The sequence below is a fragment of the Pantoea sp. X-Soil-TKNS-1207 genome (assembly GCF_059730485.1).
This window is the reverse complement of the sequence record NZ_AP035960.1, coordinates 432,870-450,455: the sequence shown is the minus strand read 5'-3', so window position 1 is coordinate 450,455 and position 17,586 is coordinate 432,870. Positions and strand designations below refer to the sequence as shown.

At 60.8% G+C, this 17,586-nt stretch carries 4 protein-coding genes; all 4 read left to right on the top strand.

The genetic code is table 11. The features are described 5' to 3' along the window. The first annotated feature begins 6 nt into the window (after positions 1-6). Positions 7-2,004 (top strand): autotransporter outer membrane beta-barrel domain-containing protein, encoded by a 1,998-nt coding sequence (locus tag AC6I8V_RS25295; RefSeq protein WP_497847044.1) that lies wholly within the window; start codon positions 7-9, stop codon positions 2,002-2,004. A gap of 621 nt (positions 2,005-2,625) precedes the next feature. Further along, positions 2,626-3,222 (top strand): helix-turn-helix transcriptional regulator, encoded by a 597-nt coding sequence (locus tag AC6I8V_RS25290; protein WP_497846691.1) that lies wholly within the window; start codon positions 2,626-2,628, stop codon positions 3,220-3,222. Between the two features lie 359 nt (positions 3,223-3,581). Continuing rightward, complete coding sequence (locus AC6I8V_RS25285) at positions 3,582-11,729, top strand: Ig-like domain-containing protein (RefSeq protein WP_497846690.1); 8,148 nt, start codon at positions 3,582-3,584, stop codon at positions 11,727-11,729. Next, positions 11,644-17,556: an Ig-like domain-containing protein gene (locus tag AC6I8V_RS25280; RefSeq protein ID WP_497846689.1), complete on the top strand. Its 5,913-nt coding sequence runs from the start codon at positions 11,644-11,646 to the stop codon at positions 17,554-17,556. The genes AC6I8V_RS25285 and AC6I8V_RS25280 overlap by 86 nt, the downstream gene beginning before the upstream one ends. Positions 17,557-17,586 lie beyond the last annotated feature (30 nt).

Sequence of the window (17,586 nt, the reverse complement as noted above, 5' to 3'; positions counted from 1 at the left end):
GGTGCACTGAACGTCAGCATCACTCCAGAAAAGAGCACGGCACTGGTGGCACTCACGGGCGGCATGAACCTTAACGGCAGCCTGAATGTTGACAACGGCGTCGTCATTCTATCCGGTCAGCCCGTGGCTCACGCTGGCAGTGTGGTGATTGACGATGACTGGTTGATGTCTCTGTTTAAAGCGGACAGCATCAACGTGGGCAGTAATGCTATTTTTCAGGTCGGTGAATATGCCAGCGTAACCGCCGATATTACAACTGGTGAATCGGCAAAGGTATCTCTGGGATACAACGACAGCGACAGTGAAGTGGAAAAATCATGGCGTTGTTACGCGGTAATTTATCTTAACAATGTGACCTGCAGCCAGCCGGTACGTGATGCAGATGCGCTGGAGCTTCTACCCGCCAGTACCGTGAACGGCAACGTGCAGTTGGCTGATAACGCCAGCCTGTATCTCGGGAAAGTATTCTACCAGGGGGCAGTCACGTCAACAGGAGCGACCCGCATGACGCTGGCCTCTGATGCCTACTGGCAGATGACCGGGGACAGCAATATCAGCAGCTTGGTGGCTGGTAACGGGGCATCCTTATCTCTCACATCTTCCGGGAACTGGACAGCCAAAACGCTAGCAACGGACACATTTGATGCGACCGGTCTGACGGTCACGCTGGGCGTCCGGCCTTCCACTCTGGAAAGTGACCGCATTACCATTAAAAATGCCGCCACCGGCGGTAATAATCTGCTCGATGTGGATCTGCTGGTCAGGGAAGGAGAACAGGTTGCGCTGGAACAGAACCTGGTCATGGTTGATGCGCCAATGGGCACGGCACACGACTACTTCACGTTTGCCAGTACCTACAGTGGCTTCACTATTTATACACCAGACTATATGGTGCAGGATGAGGCAGACCGTGTGCTGTGGATGCTTAAAAAGAATAAAGAAGCGGTGATAGACAGGGACAGCGAACCTACTGTGCAGGAAATTAATGAAACGGAAGATCAGGTCACGGCTGCACAGGATGAACAGCGTGCAGTAAATGGCAGCGGAGCAGATACTGGAGCCAGCGCAGCCGCGCAGCCGCAATTCAATCCTGATGACTGGTTCACCATTCAGGACAATAAACCCCTCATCCGCACGGTACGAGCCATGATGGCCTCACGTCAGTACATTTTTAGCGAGTCACTCAGCAGGCTTCATGACCGCTCCACCCAGCTCCATACAGCCGGGGAAACCAGCGGGGTGTGGGTAACGGTTGATCACACACGGGGAAGTTTTCTTGATTCATCAGCGACTCAGCAGACCCTGACAGTGGGATGGGATACGCTGAACAACGGTCAGATATTTGGTATCAGCGCAGATTATACCAAGGGGGATATCCGCAGTAAGGGAAGAGAAAATCACCGTCTGGCCACAGCTGGAATGTACTACTCGTGGCGGCCGTGGAAAGGTATCTTTGTTGATGTGGCCAGCCGGTATATGTACCTCAGTCAGGAACTGATGCTTGTTCCTGTGCTCGGTGCTGGCGAGGCAAAACGCGATACCCACATACTGGCCGGTGGCGTAAGGTCAGGTTATCAGTTCAGCACTTCGGATGATACGCTGCTGATTTCCCCCTATCTCGGCGTAAGCGGTGGTGCACTTTCAGGCTATAATGTGACAGGACATGACGCGGAGATATCACTGAGTTCAGGCACGCCTTATTACGGAACCGGTGGTTTGTTGGTACAGAAACGCGGCATGTGGGCAGGTAATGATAGTATTATGCTGACGGCGGGTATTGAGTATCAGTATTCACTGGGGAAATCGGGAACAAAAACTATTCTTACCGATCACCAGTCAGTTCGTCGTTATGATGCCTGGTCAGATAACCGCTATCGAGCACACCTCGGTGTGGAAGGACAATTGACCGACAGCCTGTCAGTTAGTGCAAAAGTCAAAAACAGCTTCGGTGGGACGTTCAAAACTGACTACAGCGGCCAGGTCGGCCTGAGCTATCATTTCTGAACCACAGTTCCCCTGCCTGACAGGCAGGGGAGTTATCAACCCAGACAGATATTTACGGCACATCGGATAAACAGATTAGGATTAAAGTTCATTTCCATTGCATGCAATCACCCGTCGATACCACTCGGAACTTCGTATCTTCAGGTATCAAATTCGACATTCTTGTTGCTGTCTCTACTGGTAAGCCAATTTTTTCTATCACATTTTAGCCAAGTATAAATGCTGTTTAAGCATACAATTAAGTTGCTTTTTTTGTTTAATTACAGAAGGTTTTTTATTTCTTTTTACATTCATTCTCATTTGAGAATGGATAAAAATTAAAATATTAAGTTTTTTGTTTTAGATCTGTTGACAATCTATCCCTCTGACAGATTCCTATTTTATTCCTTGTTAAATCTTAGATTGAGTAAGAGGATTACATAAAAGTACGAATTATCCCAATTATTATAATCCTCTCGTCTTAGAGAGGATTTGTTGCATATTGTGTGATATTTTCCACACCAATTAGTAAGGTTTTTGTCATTTTTTTATCTATTTTTAGTTGTTATAGAAAGTATTTTGTTGGGAATTAATGGTTTTCAATGGAAAGCATTGAAAAGTTACATGCTTTAGTGGGGTGATATGAATATCTTATTTTTAGGTGCAGAGAATCTTAGTTTCTATGGTGTTTCTTATATACTGGAGAAAGGGTTTCCTGGAACTGGGGTTACTACCTCGGCGATACAAAAAGTGCATTCGGCTTTAACTAAAGAACACTTTGATATAATTGTGTTAGATTGCGAAGAAGCCTATCAGTACACCGAATTACTAACCCGGGAACTTACAAAAACAAACACCCCTATACTGGCTTTGGTAGATGACATGAAGCAGATAAGGTGGCTACAAAAGCACATCCCTTCAATGCGGGGAATATTAAACAGAGATAGTAGTGTCAATCAGTTCGTCTCCACGATTAATCTCATATTTGATGGCTGCTACTGCTATTCATGGAATGTATTGAATATTCAAAATATTTCGGCTAATGATTTCAGTGAAGACATGTATGAGACAGCCAGGCTGACCAAACGAGAACGTCAGATACTTGAGCTATTTTTGGCTGGGCAATCAAACAAAGCCATATCAGTTAAGCTTTCTCGCAGTGAAAAAACTATCAGTGCCCATAAATCAAATTTACTCAAGAAGCTGGGGATACAAGGGTGGCAACTTAAAGCTGGATAATTATCGGACTTTTCTTTTCTTATTCAGAATTGCTTAACGTTTGCGTTTTTTATTATGGCGATACTTTAAATATCACTATCTTTATATTGAGTTAAATTGCGCCTAAAATATTAAGTGTGGATTATTTACATTGTAGTTTTATAAGAGGTGAATAATCCATAAATCGTTTTAATACAACGTGTTAAATGTCATTAATCCATTTCTAAGTGTTTTTCCTTTTTGTATATGCCATGGCTGCGTCTATATCCGTACTGTCTTTTAATAAATAAAATAAGTGAGCCATCGAAAATGGCCTTATTTACAAGTGATGGCAAAGTTGAAACTCGAAGTAAAATGGTAGTTGCGTCTCAGGAGAGCATATGATCGGGAAGCTAAACGGAAACTCAATCGTTTTAGTAACTAAAAACGTGGAAGGCAAAGGTGAAAGCCAATCTGCAAGCACCACACATTTACTCAAGGTTAAGGTAGAGCCTGGAAATGTTTATCTTTTAAAGAATGAAAACAATAACTTTGCGCCTGAAAACATCACATTAAAGCGCACAGGTAGCAATCTTGAAGTTTTTAATGAAGGCGATGATAAGCCGTGCCTGATTCTTGAAGACTATTTTAAACAAGGGGGAGAGCATCCTCTTCTGCTTGGTATGTCTGAAGATGGGCAGATTTATCAATATATCCCCCTATCCGGCGAAAGCTATGATACTGGCTATTTGTTGACTGACAGCCAATTGTCTCCTGTGGCGTTAGGAGGCCAGCCATTGGGCGCAGGTGAAGTCTTCTTTGCGAGCGAAGAATCTGACTCTCACTTCTATCCTATTCTGTTCGGCCTGCTTGGGCTGGCCGGAGCCGTAGGCGCTGGAGTTGCCATTGCCCATCATAACGACAATGACAGCCATCACTCAGAGAAGACCGTGCCTGTATCAACAGGGGTTGGAAGCGCACTGGACAATACAGGTACTGTTACTGGTTCACTCCAAAGTGGCGATACGACCGACGAGAAGCGTCCTGTCTTGGGGGGAACTGGCGAATCGGGTAACACCATAACCATTTACGACAATGGTAGCGCCATTGGTTCGGCAACCGTAGATAAGAATGGCAACTGGAGCTTTACGCCTGACGTGGATCTTGCAGATGGTAGTCACTCACTGACCACTACTGAATCGGATCCAGCTGGCAACATCAGTACAGAATCCGCGGCATTTGTAATTGCCGTCGACACCACCGCTCCGGCCACCCCGGTCGCCCCGGTCGTCACCGACAACGTGGGCGACGTGACCGGCCCGCTGGCCGACGGTGGCACCACCGACGACACCCAGCCGGCGCTGTCCGGCCAGGGCGAGGCCGGTGACACCATCGCCATCCTCGACAACGGCGAGGTGATTGGCACGGCCACCGTCGGCGAAGACGGCAGCTGGTCGTGGACGCCGGATACCGCGCTGGACGACGGTGACCACACCCTCTCGACCACCGCCACCGACGCGGCGGGCAACACCTCCGAACCGTCAGCGGCCATTACCGTGACCGTGGACACCACCGCGCCGGCCACCCCGGCCGCCCCGGTCGTCACCGATAACGTGGGCGACATTACCGGCCCGCTGGCCGACGGCGGCACCACCGACGACACCCAGCCGGCGCTGTCCGGCCAGGGCGAGGCCGGTGACACCATCACCATCCTCGACAACGGCGAGGTGATTGGCACGGCCACCGTCGGCGACGACGGCAGCTGGTCGTGGACGCCGGAGACGCCGCTGGACGAGGGCGATCACACGCTCTCCACCACCGCCACCGACGCGGCGGGCAACACCTCCGAACCGTCAGCGGCCATTACCGTGACCGTGGACACCACCGCGCCGACCACCCTGGCGGCACCGGTCGTCACCGATAACGTGGGCGACATTACCGGCCCGCTGGCCGACGGCGGCACCACCGACGACACCCAGCCGGCGCTGTCCGGCCAGGGCGAGGCCGGTGACACCATCGCCATCCTCGACAACGGCGAGGTGATCGGCAGCACCACCGTCGGCGACGACGGCAGCTGGTCGTGGACGCCGGAGACGCCGCTGGACGAAGGCGATCACACCCTCTCCACCACCGCCACCGACGCGGCGGGCAACACCTCCGAACCGTCAGCGGCCATCACCGTGACCGTGGACACCACCGCCCCGGCCACCCCGGTCGCCCCGGTCGTCACCGACAACGTGGGCGACATCACCGGTCCGCTGGCCGACGGCGGCACCACCGACGACACCCAGCCGGCGCTGTCCGGCCAGGGCGAAGCCGGTGACACCATCGCCATTCTGGACAACGGCGAGGTGATCGGCAGCACCACCGTCGGCGACGACGGCAGCTGGTCGTGGACGCCGGACACCGCGCTGGACGACGGTGACCACACGCTCTCCACCACCGCCACCGACGCGGCGGGCAACACCTCCGAGCCGTCAGCGGCCATTACCGTGACCGTGGACACCACCGCGCCGGCCACCCCGGCGGCGCCGGTCGTCACCGATAACGTGGGTGACATCACCGGTCCGCTGGCCGACGGCGACACCACCGACGACACCCAGCCGGCGCTGTCCGGCCAGGGCGAAGCCGGTGACACCATCGCCATTCTGGACAACGGCGAGGTGATCGGCAGCACCACCGTCGGCGACGACGGCAGCTGGTCGTGGACGCCGGACACCGCGCTGGACGACGGTGACCACACGCTCTCGACCACCGCCACCGACGCGGCGGGTAACACCTCGGAACCGTCAGCGGCCATCACCGTGACCGTGGACACCACCGCGCCGGCCACCCCGGCAGCGCCGGTCGTGACCGATAACGTGGGTGACATCACCGGTCAGCTGGCCGACGGCGACACCACCGACGACACCCAGCCGGCGCTGTCCGGCCAGGGCGAGGCCGGTGACACCATCGCCATTCTGGACAACGGTGAGGTGATCGGCAGCACCACCGTCGGCGACGACGGCAGCTGGTCGTGGACGCCGGACACCGCGCTGGACGACGGTGACCACACCCTCTCCACCACCGCCACCGACGCGGCGGGCAACACCTCCGAGCCGTCAGCGGCCATTACCGTGACCGTGGACACCACCGCCCCGGCCACCCCGGCCGCCCCGGTCGTCACCGACAACGTGGGCGACATCACCGGTCCGCTGGCCGACGGCGGCACCACCGACGACACCCAGCCGGCGCTGTCCGGCCAGGGCGAAGCCGGTGACACCATCGCCATTCTGGACAACGGCGAGGTGATCGGCAGCACCACCGTCGGCGACGACGGCAGCTGGTCGTGGACGCCGGACATCGCGCTGGACGACGGTGACCACACCCTCTCCACCACCGCCACCGACGCGGCGGGTAACACCTCCGAGCCGTCAGCGGCCATTACCGTGACCGTGGACACCACCGCGCCGGCCACCCCGGCGGCGCCGGTCGTCACCGACAACGTGGGCGACATCACCGGTCCGCTGGCCGACGGCGACACCACCGACGACACCCAGCCGGCGCTGTCCGGCCAGGGCGAGGCCGGTGACACCATCGCCATCCTCGACAACGGCGAGGTGATCGGCAGCACCACCGTCGGCGACGACGGCAGCTGGTCGTGGACGCCGGACACCGCGCTGGACGAAGGCGATCACACGCTCTCGACCACCGCCACCGACGCGGCGGGCAACACCTCCGAGCCGTCAGCGGCCATCACCGTGACCGTGGACACCACCGCGCCGGCCACCCCGGCAGCGCCGGTCGTGACCGATAACGTGGGTGACATCACCGGTCCGCTGGCCGACGGCGGCACCACCGACGACACCCAGCCGGCGCTGTCCGGCCAGGGCGAAGCCGGTGACACCATCGCCATTCTGGACAACGGCGAGGTGATCGGCAGCACCACCGTCGGCGACGACGGCAGCTGGTCGTGGACGCCGGACACTGCGCTGGACGACGGTGACCACACCCTCTCGACCACCGCCACCGACGCGGCGGGTAACACCTCGGAACCGTCTGCGGCCATTACCGTGACCGTGGACACCACGGCTCCGGCCACCCCGGCGGCGCCGGTCGTCACCGACAACGTGGGCGACATCACCGGTCCGCTGGCCGACGGCGGCACCACCGACGACACCCAGCCGGCGCTGTCCGGCCAGGGCGAAGCCGGTGACACCATCGCCATTCTGGACAACGGCGAGGTGATCGGCAGCACCACCGTCGGCGACGACGGCAGCTGGTCGTGGACGCCGGACACCGCGCTGGACGACGGTGACCACACGCTCTCGACCACCGCCACGGACGCGGCGGGCAACACCTCCGAGCCGTCAGCGGCCATCACCGTGACCGTGGACACCACGGCTCCGGCCACCCCGGCCGCCCCGGTCGTCACCGACAACGTGGGTGACATCACCGGTCCGCTGGCCGACGGCGACGTGACCGACGACACCCAGCCGGCGCTGTCCGGTCAGGGCGAAGCCGGTGACACCATCGCCATTCTGGACAACGGCGAGGTGATCGGCAGCACCACCGTCGGCGACGACGGCAGCTGGTCGTGGACGCCGGACACCGCGCTGGACGAAGGCGATCACACGCTCTCCACCACCGCCACCGACGCGGCAGGCAACACCTCTGAGCCGTCGGCGACGGTCACCATCACGGTTGACATCACCCCGCCGGACGCCTCGAAGCTTGCCATCAGCGGGTTCGCGGATGACGTGGGCGAAATCCAGGGCAACGTCGTCAGCGGCGGCAGCACCGACGACACCCAGCCGGTGATTTCCGGTACCGGCACCGCAGGCGACACGATCACCGTCTATACCACGCTGAACGGCACGCAGTCCGTGCTGGGCAGCGCGACCGTTGACGGGGACGGCAGCTGGAGCCTGGCGCTGGACGGCAGCAACGCGCTGGCGGCGGGCACCCACAGCCTGACGGCGGTGGAGACCGACGCGGCGGGCAACAGCACCAGCCCGACCCCGGCCTACGACGTCACCGTGGTGACCGGCGCCCCGGCGGCACCGAGCATTAACAGCGTGATCGACGACGTGGGCCTCACGGAAGCCGTGCAGAAAGGTGCCGTCACCAATGACAGCACCCCTGCCCTCAACGGCTCTGCGGGGGCCGGCATGGTGGTCCGCGTGTACGACAACGGCAGCCTGCTGGGCAGCAGCACCGCCGATAACGACGGCAACTGGAGCTTCACCCCGGCCACTGCCCTGCAGGACGGTGACCACGTGTTTACCGCAGACGCGGTGAGCAGCGTCGGCCAGGTCAGCAGCGAAAGCGGCGCGTGGGATCTCACCGTGGATACCCAGGCCCCGGCCGCCGTCAGCGATCTGAGCCTGACCGACAACGTCGGCGACAGCCAGGGGACCCTCCTGAGCGGTGACACCACCGACGACAGCACCCCGACCTTCGGCGGCACCGCCGAGCCGGGCAGCGTGGTCAGCGTGTACGACGGCAGCGAGGTCATCGGCTCCGTTACGGCCGGCGAAGACGGCAGCTGGAGCTTCACGCCGGGCAGCGCGCTGTCCGACGGGGATCACAGCCTGGCCGTCAGCGTCACCGACGCGGCGGGCAACGAGTCGGCGCTGACGCCGGCGGTGAGCATCACCGTTGACACCAGCGCGGTAACCATCGCCATCACCAGCGTGGTGGACGATGCGGGCAGCGTCACCGGCAACGTGGCGCAGAACGGCGTGACCGACGATGCCCTGCCGGAGATCCGCGGCAGCGGCAAGGCGGGCAGCATCATCAGCGTGCTGGACAACGGCACCCTGCTGGGTACCGCCACCGTGGACCAGAGCGGCAGCTGGAGCTTCACACCGGCCAGTGCGCTGGCTGACGGCGCGCACACCATCACCGCGAACGCCACCGACGCGGCGGGCAACGTCAGTGAGGATGCGGTGACGGCCTTCACCGTCGATACCGCCGCCCCGGCCGCCCCGGCCATCGGCAGCGTCACCGACGATGTGGGCAGCGTGCAGGGCGAGCTGGCGAACGGCAGCACCACCGACGATCCGACGCCGACCCTGAGCGGCACGGCGGAAGCGGGCAGCATCATTACCGTCTATGACGGCGACAAGGCGATGGGCTCGGTGAAAGCCGACGGCAGCGGCAACTGGAGCTACACGCCGACCTCCACCCTGAGCGAAGGCGCGCACAGCTTCACCACCACCGCGACTGACGCAGCGGGCAACGTCAGCGGGCAGTCAGAAGCGTTTGATCTGACCACCGACTACAGTCAGCCGGCCACCCCGGCCGCCCCGGTCGTCACCGACAACGTGGGCGACATCACCGGTCCGCTGGCCGACGGCGACACCACCGATGACACCCAGCCGGCGCTGTCCGGCCAGGGCGAGGCCGGTGACACCATCGCCATCCTCGACAACGGCGAGGTGATCGGCAGCACCACCGTCGGCGACGACGGCAGCTGGTCGTGGACGCCGGACACCGCGCTGGACGACGGTGACCACACGCTCTCGACCACCGCCACCGACGCGGCGGGCAACACCTCCGAGCCGTCAGCGGCCATCACCGTGACCGTGGACACCACCGCGCCGGCCACCCCGGCAGCGCCGGTCGTCACCGACAACGTGGGTGACATCACCGGTCCGCTGGCCGACGGCGACACCACCGACGACACCCAGCCGGCGCTGTCCGGCCAGGGCGAGGCCGGTGACACCATCGCCATTCTGGACAACGGTGAGGTGATCGGCACGGCCACCGTCGGCGACGACGGCAGCTGGTCGTGGACGCCGGACACCGCGCTGGACGACGGTGACCACACGCTCTCGACCACCGCCACCGACGCGGCGGGTAACACCTCGGAACCGTCTGCGGCCATTACCGTGACCGTGGACACCACGGCTCCGGCCACCCCGGCGGCGCCGGTCGTCACCGACAACGTGGGCGACATCACCGGTCCGCTGGCCGACGGCGACACCACCGACGACACCCAGCCGGCGCTGTCCGGCCAGGGCGAGGCCGGTGACACCATCGCCATCCTCGACAACGGCGAGGTGATCGGCAGCACCACCGTCGGCGACGACGGCAGCTGGTCGTGGACGCCGGACACCGCGCTGGACGACGGTGACCACACCCTCTCCACCACTGCCACGGATGCGGCGGGTAACACCTCGGAACCGTCAGCGGCCATCACCGTGACCGTGGACACCACCGCCCCGGCCACCCCGGCCGCCCCGGTGGTGACCGACAACGTGGGCGACATTACCGGTCAGCTGGCCGACGGCGGCACCACCGACGACACCCAGCCGGCGCTGTCCGGCCAGGGCGAGGCCGGTGACACCATCGCCATTCTGGACAACGGCGAGGTGATTGGCACGGCCACCGTCGGCGACGACGGCAGCTGGTCGTGGACGCCGGACACCGCGCTGGACGACGGTGACCACACGCTCTCGACCACCGCCACCGACGCGGCGGGCAACACCTCCGAGCCGTCAGCGGCGGTCACCATCACGGTTGACACTGCGGCCCCGGCCACCCCGGCGGCGCCGGTCGTCACCGATAACGTGGGTGACATCACCGGTCCGCTGGCCGACGGCGACGTGACCGACGACGCCCAGCCGGCGCTGTCCGGCCAGGGCGAAGCCGGTGACACCATCGCCATTCTGGACAACGGCGAGGTGATCGGCAGCACCACCGTCGGCGACGACGGCAGCTGGTCGTGGACGCCGGACACCGCGCTGGACGAAGGCGATCACACCCTCTCCACCACCGCCACCGACGCGGCAGGCAACACCTCTGAGCCGTCAGCGACGGTCACCATCACGGTTGACATCACCCCGCCGGACGCCTCGAAGCTTGCCATCAGCGGGTTCGCGGATGACGTGGGCGAAATCCAGGGCAACGTCGTCAGCGGCGGCAGCACCGACGACACCCAGCCGGTGATTTCCGGTACCGGCACCGCAGGCGACACGATCACCGTCTATACCACGCTGAACGGCACGCAGTCCGTGCTGGGCAGCGCGACCGTTGACGGGGACGGCAGCTGGAGCCTGGCGCTGGACGGCAGCAACGCGCTGGCGGCGGGCACCCACAGCCTGACGGCGGTGGAGACCGACGCGGCGGGCAACAGCACCAGCCCGACCCCGGCCTACGACGTCACCGTGGTGACCGGCGCCCCGGCGGCACCGAGCATTAACAGCGTGATCGACGACGTGGGCCTCACGGAAGCCGTGCAGAAAGGTGCCGTCACCAATGACAGCACCCCTGCCCTCAACGGCTCTGCGGGGGCCGGCATGGTGGTCCGCGTGTACGACAACGGCAGCCTGCTGGGCAGCAGCACCGCCGATAACGACGGCAACTGGAGCTTCACCCCGGCCACTGCCCTGCAGGACGGTGACCACGTGTTTACCGCAGACGCGGTGAGGCAGCGTCGGCCAGGTCAGCAGCGAAAGCGGCGCGTGGGATCTCACCGTGGATACCCAGGCCCCGGCCGCCGTCAGCGATCTGAGCCTGACCGACAACGTCGGCGACAGCCAGGGGACCCTCCTGAGCGGTGACACCACCGACGACAGCACCCCGACCTTCGGCGGCACCGCCGAGCCGGGCAGCGTGGTCAGCGTGTACGACGGCAGCGAGGTCATCGGCTCCGTTACGGCCGGCGAAGACGGCAGCTGGAGCTTCACGCCGGGCAGCGCGCTGTCCGACGGGGATCACAGCCTGGCCGTCAGCGTCACCGACGCGGCGGGCAACGAGTCGGCGCTGACGCCGGCGGTGAGCATCACCGTTGACACCAGCGCGGTAACCATCGCCATCACCAGCGTGGTGGACGATGCGGGCAGCGTCACCGGCAACGTGGCGCAGAACGGCGTGACCGACGATGCCCTGCCGGAGATCCGCGGCAGCGGCAAGGCGGGCAGCATCATCAGCGTGCTGGACAACGGCACCCTGCTGGGTACCGCCACCGTGGACCAGAGCGGCAGCTGGAGCTTCACACCGGCCAGTGCGCTGGCTGACGGCGCGCACACCATCACCGCGAACGCCACCGACGCGGCGGGCAACGTCAGTGAGGATGCGGTGACGGCCTTCACCGTCGATACCGCCGCCCCGGCCGCCCCGGCCATCGGCAGCGTCACCGACGATGTGGGCAGCGTGCAGGGCGAGCTGGCGAACGGCAGCACCACCGACGATCCGACGCCGACCCTGAGCGGCACGGCGGAAGCGGGCAGCATCATTACCGTCTATGACGGCGACAAGGCGATGGGCTCGGTGAAAGCCGACGGCAGCGGCAACTGGAGCTACACGCCGACCTCCACCCTGAGCGAAGGCGCGCACAGCTTCACCACCACCGCGACTGACGCAGCGGGCAACACCTCCGAACCGTCAGCGGCCATCACCGTGACCGTGGACACCACCGCGCCGGCCACCCCGGCGGCGCCGGTCGTCACCGATAACGTGGGCGACATTACCGGTCCGCTGGCCGACGGCGACACCACCGACGACACCCAGCCGGCGCTGTCCGGCCAGGGCGAGGCCGGTGACACCATCGCCATCCTCGACAACGGCGAGGTGATCGGCAGCACCACCGTCGGCGACGACGGCAGCTGGTCGTGGACGCCGGACACCGCGCTGGACGACGGTGACCACACCCTCTCCACCACCGCCACCGACGCGGCGGGTAACACCTCGGAACCGTCAGCGGCCATCACCGTGACCGTGGACACCACCGCCCCGGCCACCCCGGCGGCGCCGGTCGTCACCGACAACGTGGGCGACATTACCGGTCCGCTGGCCGACGGCGACGTGACCGACGACACCCAGCCGGCGCTGTCCGGTCAGGGCGACGCCGGTGACACCATCGCCATTCTGGACAACGGTGAGGTGATCGGCAGCACCACCGTCGGCGACGACGGCAGCTGGTCGTGGACGCCGGACACCGCGCTGGACGACGGTGACCACACGCTCTCGACCACCGCCACGGACGCGGCGGGCAACACCTCCGAGCCGTCAGCGGCCATCACCGTGACCGTGGACACCACGGCTCCGGCCACCCCGGCCGCCCCGGTGGTGACCGATAACGTGGGCGACATCACCGGTCCGCTGGCCGACGGCGACGTGACCGACGACACCCAGCCGGCGCTGTCCGGTCAGGGCGAAGCCGGTGACACCATCGCCATCTTCGACAACGGTGAGGTGATCGGCAGCACCACCGTCGGCGACGACGGCAGCTGGTCGTGGACGCCGGACACCGCGCTGGACGAGGGCGATCACACCCTCTCGACCACCGCCACGGATGCGGCGGGCAACACCTCCGAACCGTCAGCGGCCATCACCGTGACCGTGGACACCACGGCTCCGGCCACCCCGGCGGCGCCGGTCGTCACCGACAACGTGGGCGACATCACCGGTCCGCTGGCCGACGGCGACGTGACCGACGACGCCCAGCCGGCGCTGTCCGGTCAGGGCGAAGCCGGTGACACCATCGCCATTCTGGACAACGGCGAGGTGATCGGCAGCACCACCGTCGGCGACGACGGCAGCTGGTCGTGGACGCCGGAGACGCCGCTGGACGAAGGCGATCACACGCTCTCCACCACCGAAATCGATGCGGCAGGCAACGCCTCTGAACCGTCGGCGGCGGTCACCATTACGGTTGACACGACTCCGCCGGACGCCTCGAAGCTTGCCATCAGCGGGTTCGCGGATGACGTGGGCGAAATCCAGGGCAACGTCGTCAGCGGCGGCAGCACCGACGACACCCAGCCGGTGATCTCCGGTACCGGCACCGCAGGCGACACGATCACCGTCAGCGCCACGCTGAACGGCACGCAGTCCGTGCTGGGCAGCGCGACCGTTGACGGGGACGGCAGCTGGAGCCTGGCGCTGGACGACAGCAACGCACTTTCAGTAGGCGTGAACGATCTGACGGCGGTAGAGACCGATGCAGCGGGTAACAGTACCGACCCGACCCCGGCATACACGATCACTGTGGTGTCTGAGTCAATCGACGCACCAACGATTGATAAGGGATATGACGATGCGGGCATTTATACGGGGGATTTGGCCAGTGGCGACAGCACGGACGACGCTACGCCGACGCTAAGCGGTACAGCGGTTGCCGACAGCGTGGTGCATATCCTGGACAATGGCACGGAGATTGGCACTACTCAGGCGGACGCTACGGGTAATTGGACTTTCACCGCCAGTGGCCTGGAGGATGGTACCCATGCGTTTACGGCAACATCCAGTAGTGATGTGGGACAGACAAGTGCTGAAAGCAATGTCTTTGACCTGACGCTGAAAACCACAGGTCCAGACGTTGCGGGTATCACCACCACGGCGCTCATCACTACTGACACCAGCAATGGTCTGACAGAAGGTGATTTGTTCAGCCACAGTGCAGATGCTACCAACAGTGACCTGGTCACCCGTGACACCACGGTAACTGTCAGCGGTACTCTGAGCCAGGAGCTGAAGGACGACGAATATCTGCAGATTTCGTTCGATAACGGTAGTACCTGGACCACACTGCTGTCTGAAAGCGGATCCACCTGGAGTTACGGGCTGGCGGAAGCCACAGTCAGTACTACCTATGACTTCCAGCTTCGTGTGATGGACAGTCTGGGAAATGTGGCGGATGACACTGGATTCCAGGACAGCTACAGCGTCGTGATCGATCTGGATGCGCCTGATGCGTTGACGATGGCACCGAAAGTCGATACGGCGGTTGGCTCTGAGGATGTCATGACATTCACCAGTGCCACTTACGGTACAGTCGAAGCTGGGGCAATCGTCTCGCTGGTCAGTGATGTAAATCAGAACGGTACTTACCAGGAAGGTTTGGATCAGGTGATAGGGTTCGCCACTGCCAACAGTGATGGAACCTGGACTCTGACTACTACTCTGCCAGCAGGTGCTCTGAACCTGGCCTTTGTGGTCTGGGATGCGGCGGGTAACCGTTCATCTATGTCGCTCTCTACCAGTACAGGTGTAACTGACGGTACAGGTGTTACGTTACTTGAACAATCCTGGGGGGGAACGGCATCACCAGAAATCGGGCTAAACGCCGCAGCGGTAACCATTGATGGTTCAGGTGGCTGGTCGTTTGCTCAGAGTGTGGGGGGTACTCAAAACGATGACCTGGCCAACGCCGTGCGCGTTTACGATGCGGTAACCATTGAGGATTACACCTCCACCTATCTTGAGGAGGCGACCAATGACAATGGTGCTAACTGGAACCTCAGCGCTGGAGGCTACTGGCACTTCGTCAACTCGATGACCTTTGCCGATATCAACCGCGATGGTTACACCGATTTGATGGCGCAGGTCAGTGATTATAATAACTACGGGCGTACTGGTTATTGGATACAGAATGCCGACGGCACCTGGACACCGCAAGTTGTGGACCAGGGTACCCTGAACCACCTTGGCGGCGTGATCGCTTACGATCGTGAGGGTGACGGTTATCTGGACTTTGTGCTGGCAGACTCTGAAGCGGACTCCATTTCGTTTCTTAAAAACGTAAATGGTACGCTTTCTTATGAGAAAAATGATGGATTTGATAACGGTCATCCAGGAGGTGCTGTACCGGCTGATCTGAGCATCATGCACGAAGTAGGTGCGGTAGATATCGATAACAACGGTACTGTTGATATCACCGCCCACATTGATTACAACGGCGCCGGTAACTATGTGGGCAATGGTTCACGTGGGTTGGGGATTTTGTACAACACCACTAATGGTGATGGTACCACCACCTTTAGCTCCGTAGGTTACTACGCTGATGTTTTCAAAAATGATGGTTCAGATGATTATGGAAATTATTCCATATCAATGACCTATGCAGACTTCAACGGTGATGGCTGGTTGGATCTGTTCCTCGCCAGTGGTTCGAAGGCGGCGAACAACACGTCGGAAAGTCGCATTTATCTGAACGATGGTGAGGGCCATCTGCTGGCAACGGACGCTGATGCTCTGTGGTTTGGTGACGACTTGCTTGGCGGTACTTCACTGGCCGTTGACTGGAACCACGATGGGAAGATGGACATCATCGAAGTTCCGCGTACCGGCACTTCAGCTACACCGATGTTGTATCTGAATAATGGCACCAACGACTGGAGTGGTGACGGAATCGCCCTGACTGATACAGCCTACAGTAACCTGACGGGTGCAGTAGCGCTGGATTATGACTGGGATGGCTCGATGGACCTGGTGCTTTATCGTTCTGGCACCAGGACTGACGTGGTGGCTAGCGACGATTCTGCACCGACATTGCTGGTGAAAAACACCAACATTGCCGCGGACGGTACCAGCCTGCAGATCCGTATCCTTGATGGTAATGGCATCAATACGTACTACAGCAACACCGTGAAGCTTTACAACTCCGCGGGTGAACTGGTGTCCACGCAGCTGATTAACCCGCAAAGTTCAGGTTCCAGCAACAGTATGGGACTGGTGAGCTTCTTCGGGTTGGATCCGAATGAAGTTTACTCGGTACAGCTGCTGCGTATCACTAATGGCGTAACTGACCATGTCGGGGCTACTGACAGTATTGGCGGCTACGTCAACGGCACAGTAAACGAAACTTGGGGGGGACTGACCACCGGTAAAGCACACGATGCCTATGTTCTGACGGCTGAGAGTGATACGGCGGACAACAGTACCATCGGCTCCGATGGCATTACAGGTACCGGTTATAACGATACCTTCCACGGTTCATTGGGTGATGATACTTACACCGGCGGCGGCGGTTGGAATCTTACCGTTATTGGGGAACAGACGTGGGACGCAAACGCAGGTCTGGATACGCTGGACTACAGCAACTCAACCAGCGCGGTCACGGCAAACTTAAGTACGGGCACAGCCAGTGGTGCAGGCATCGGTAATGACACACTGATCAGTATCGAAGGTCTGATCGGCACCAGCCAGGCAGATACGTTCACTGACAACGCGGCTAACAACCAGTTTGAAGGTCGCGGTGGCAATGACACGTTTATCCTGACCGGTGGCGGTAACGATGTACTCATGTACAAAGTGCTGACTGGCGCTGAGCAGGACGGTGCTGGCGGTAACGGTCATGACACGGTTCAGGGATTCCATGTAGGCAATATCGCTACGGACGGAAACGCTGACGTTATCGACCTCAGCGCTATGCTCGACTACACAGGTAGCGTTTCCTTCTATAAGGATGACGGCGTACTGAAGCTGGATAACTCTTCAAAAGGCCTCATGGATTATCTGAAGGTAGAAGTGTCGGGCAACGATACGGTGATCAGTATTGATCGTGACGGAACAGGTGGCAGCCACAATTTTACTGCGGTTGTAACGCTGACGGATGTTCATACCGACCTCGTAACTCTGCTGCAGAACAATCAGATCATGGTGTGATGCAGTTGCTACGTTGACGAATGTCCACCG

What these genes read in the sequence shown, in the direction of transcription:
- AC6I8V_RS25290 (WP_497846691.1), top strand. Translation starts at nt 2,626, where the DNA reads ATGAATATCTTATTTTTAGGTGCAGAGAATCTTAGTTTCTATGGTGTT.
- AC6I8V_RS25285 (WP_497846690.1), top strand. Translation starts at nt 3,582, where the DNA reads ATGATCGGGAAGCTAAACGGAAACTCAATCGTTTTAGTAACTAAAAAC.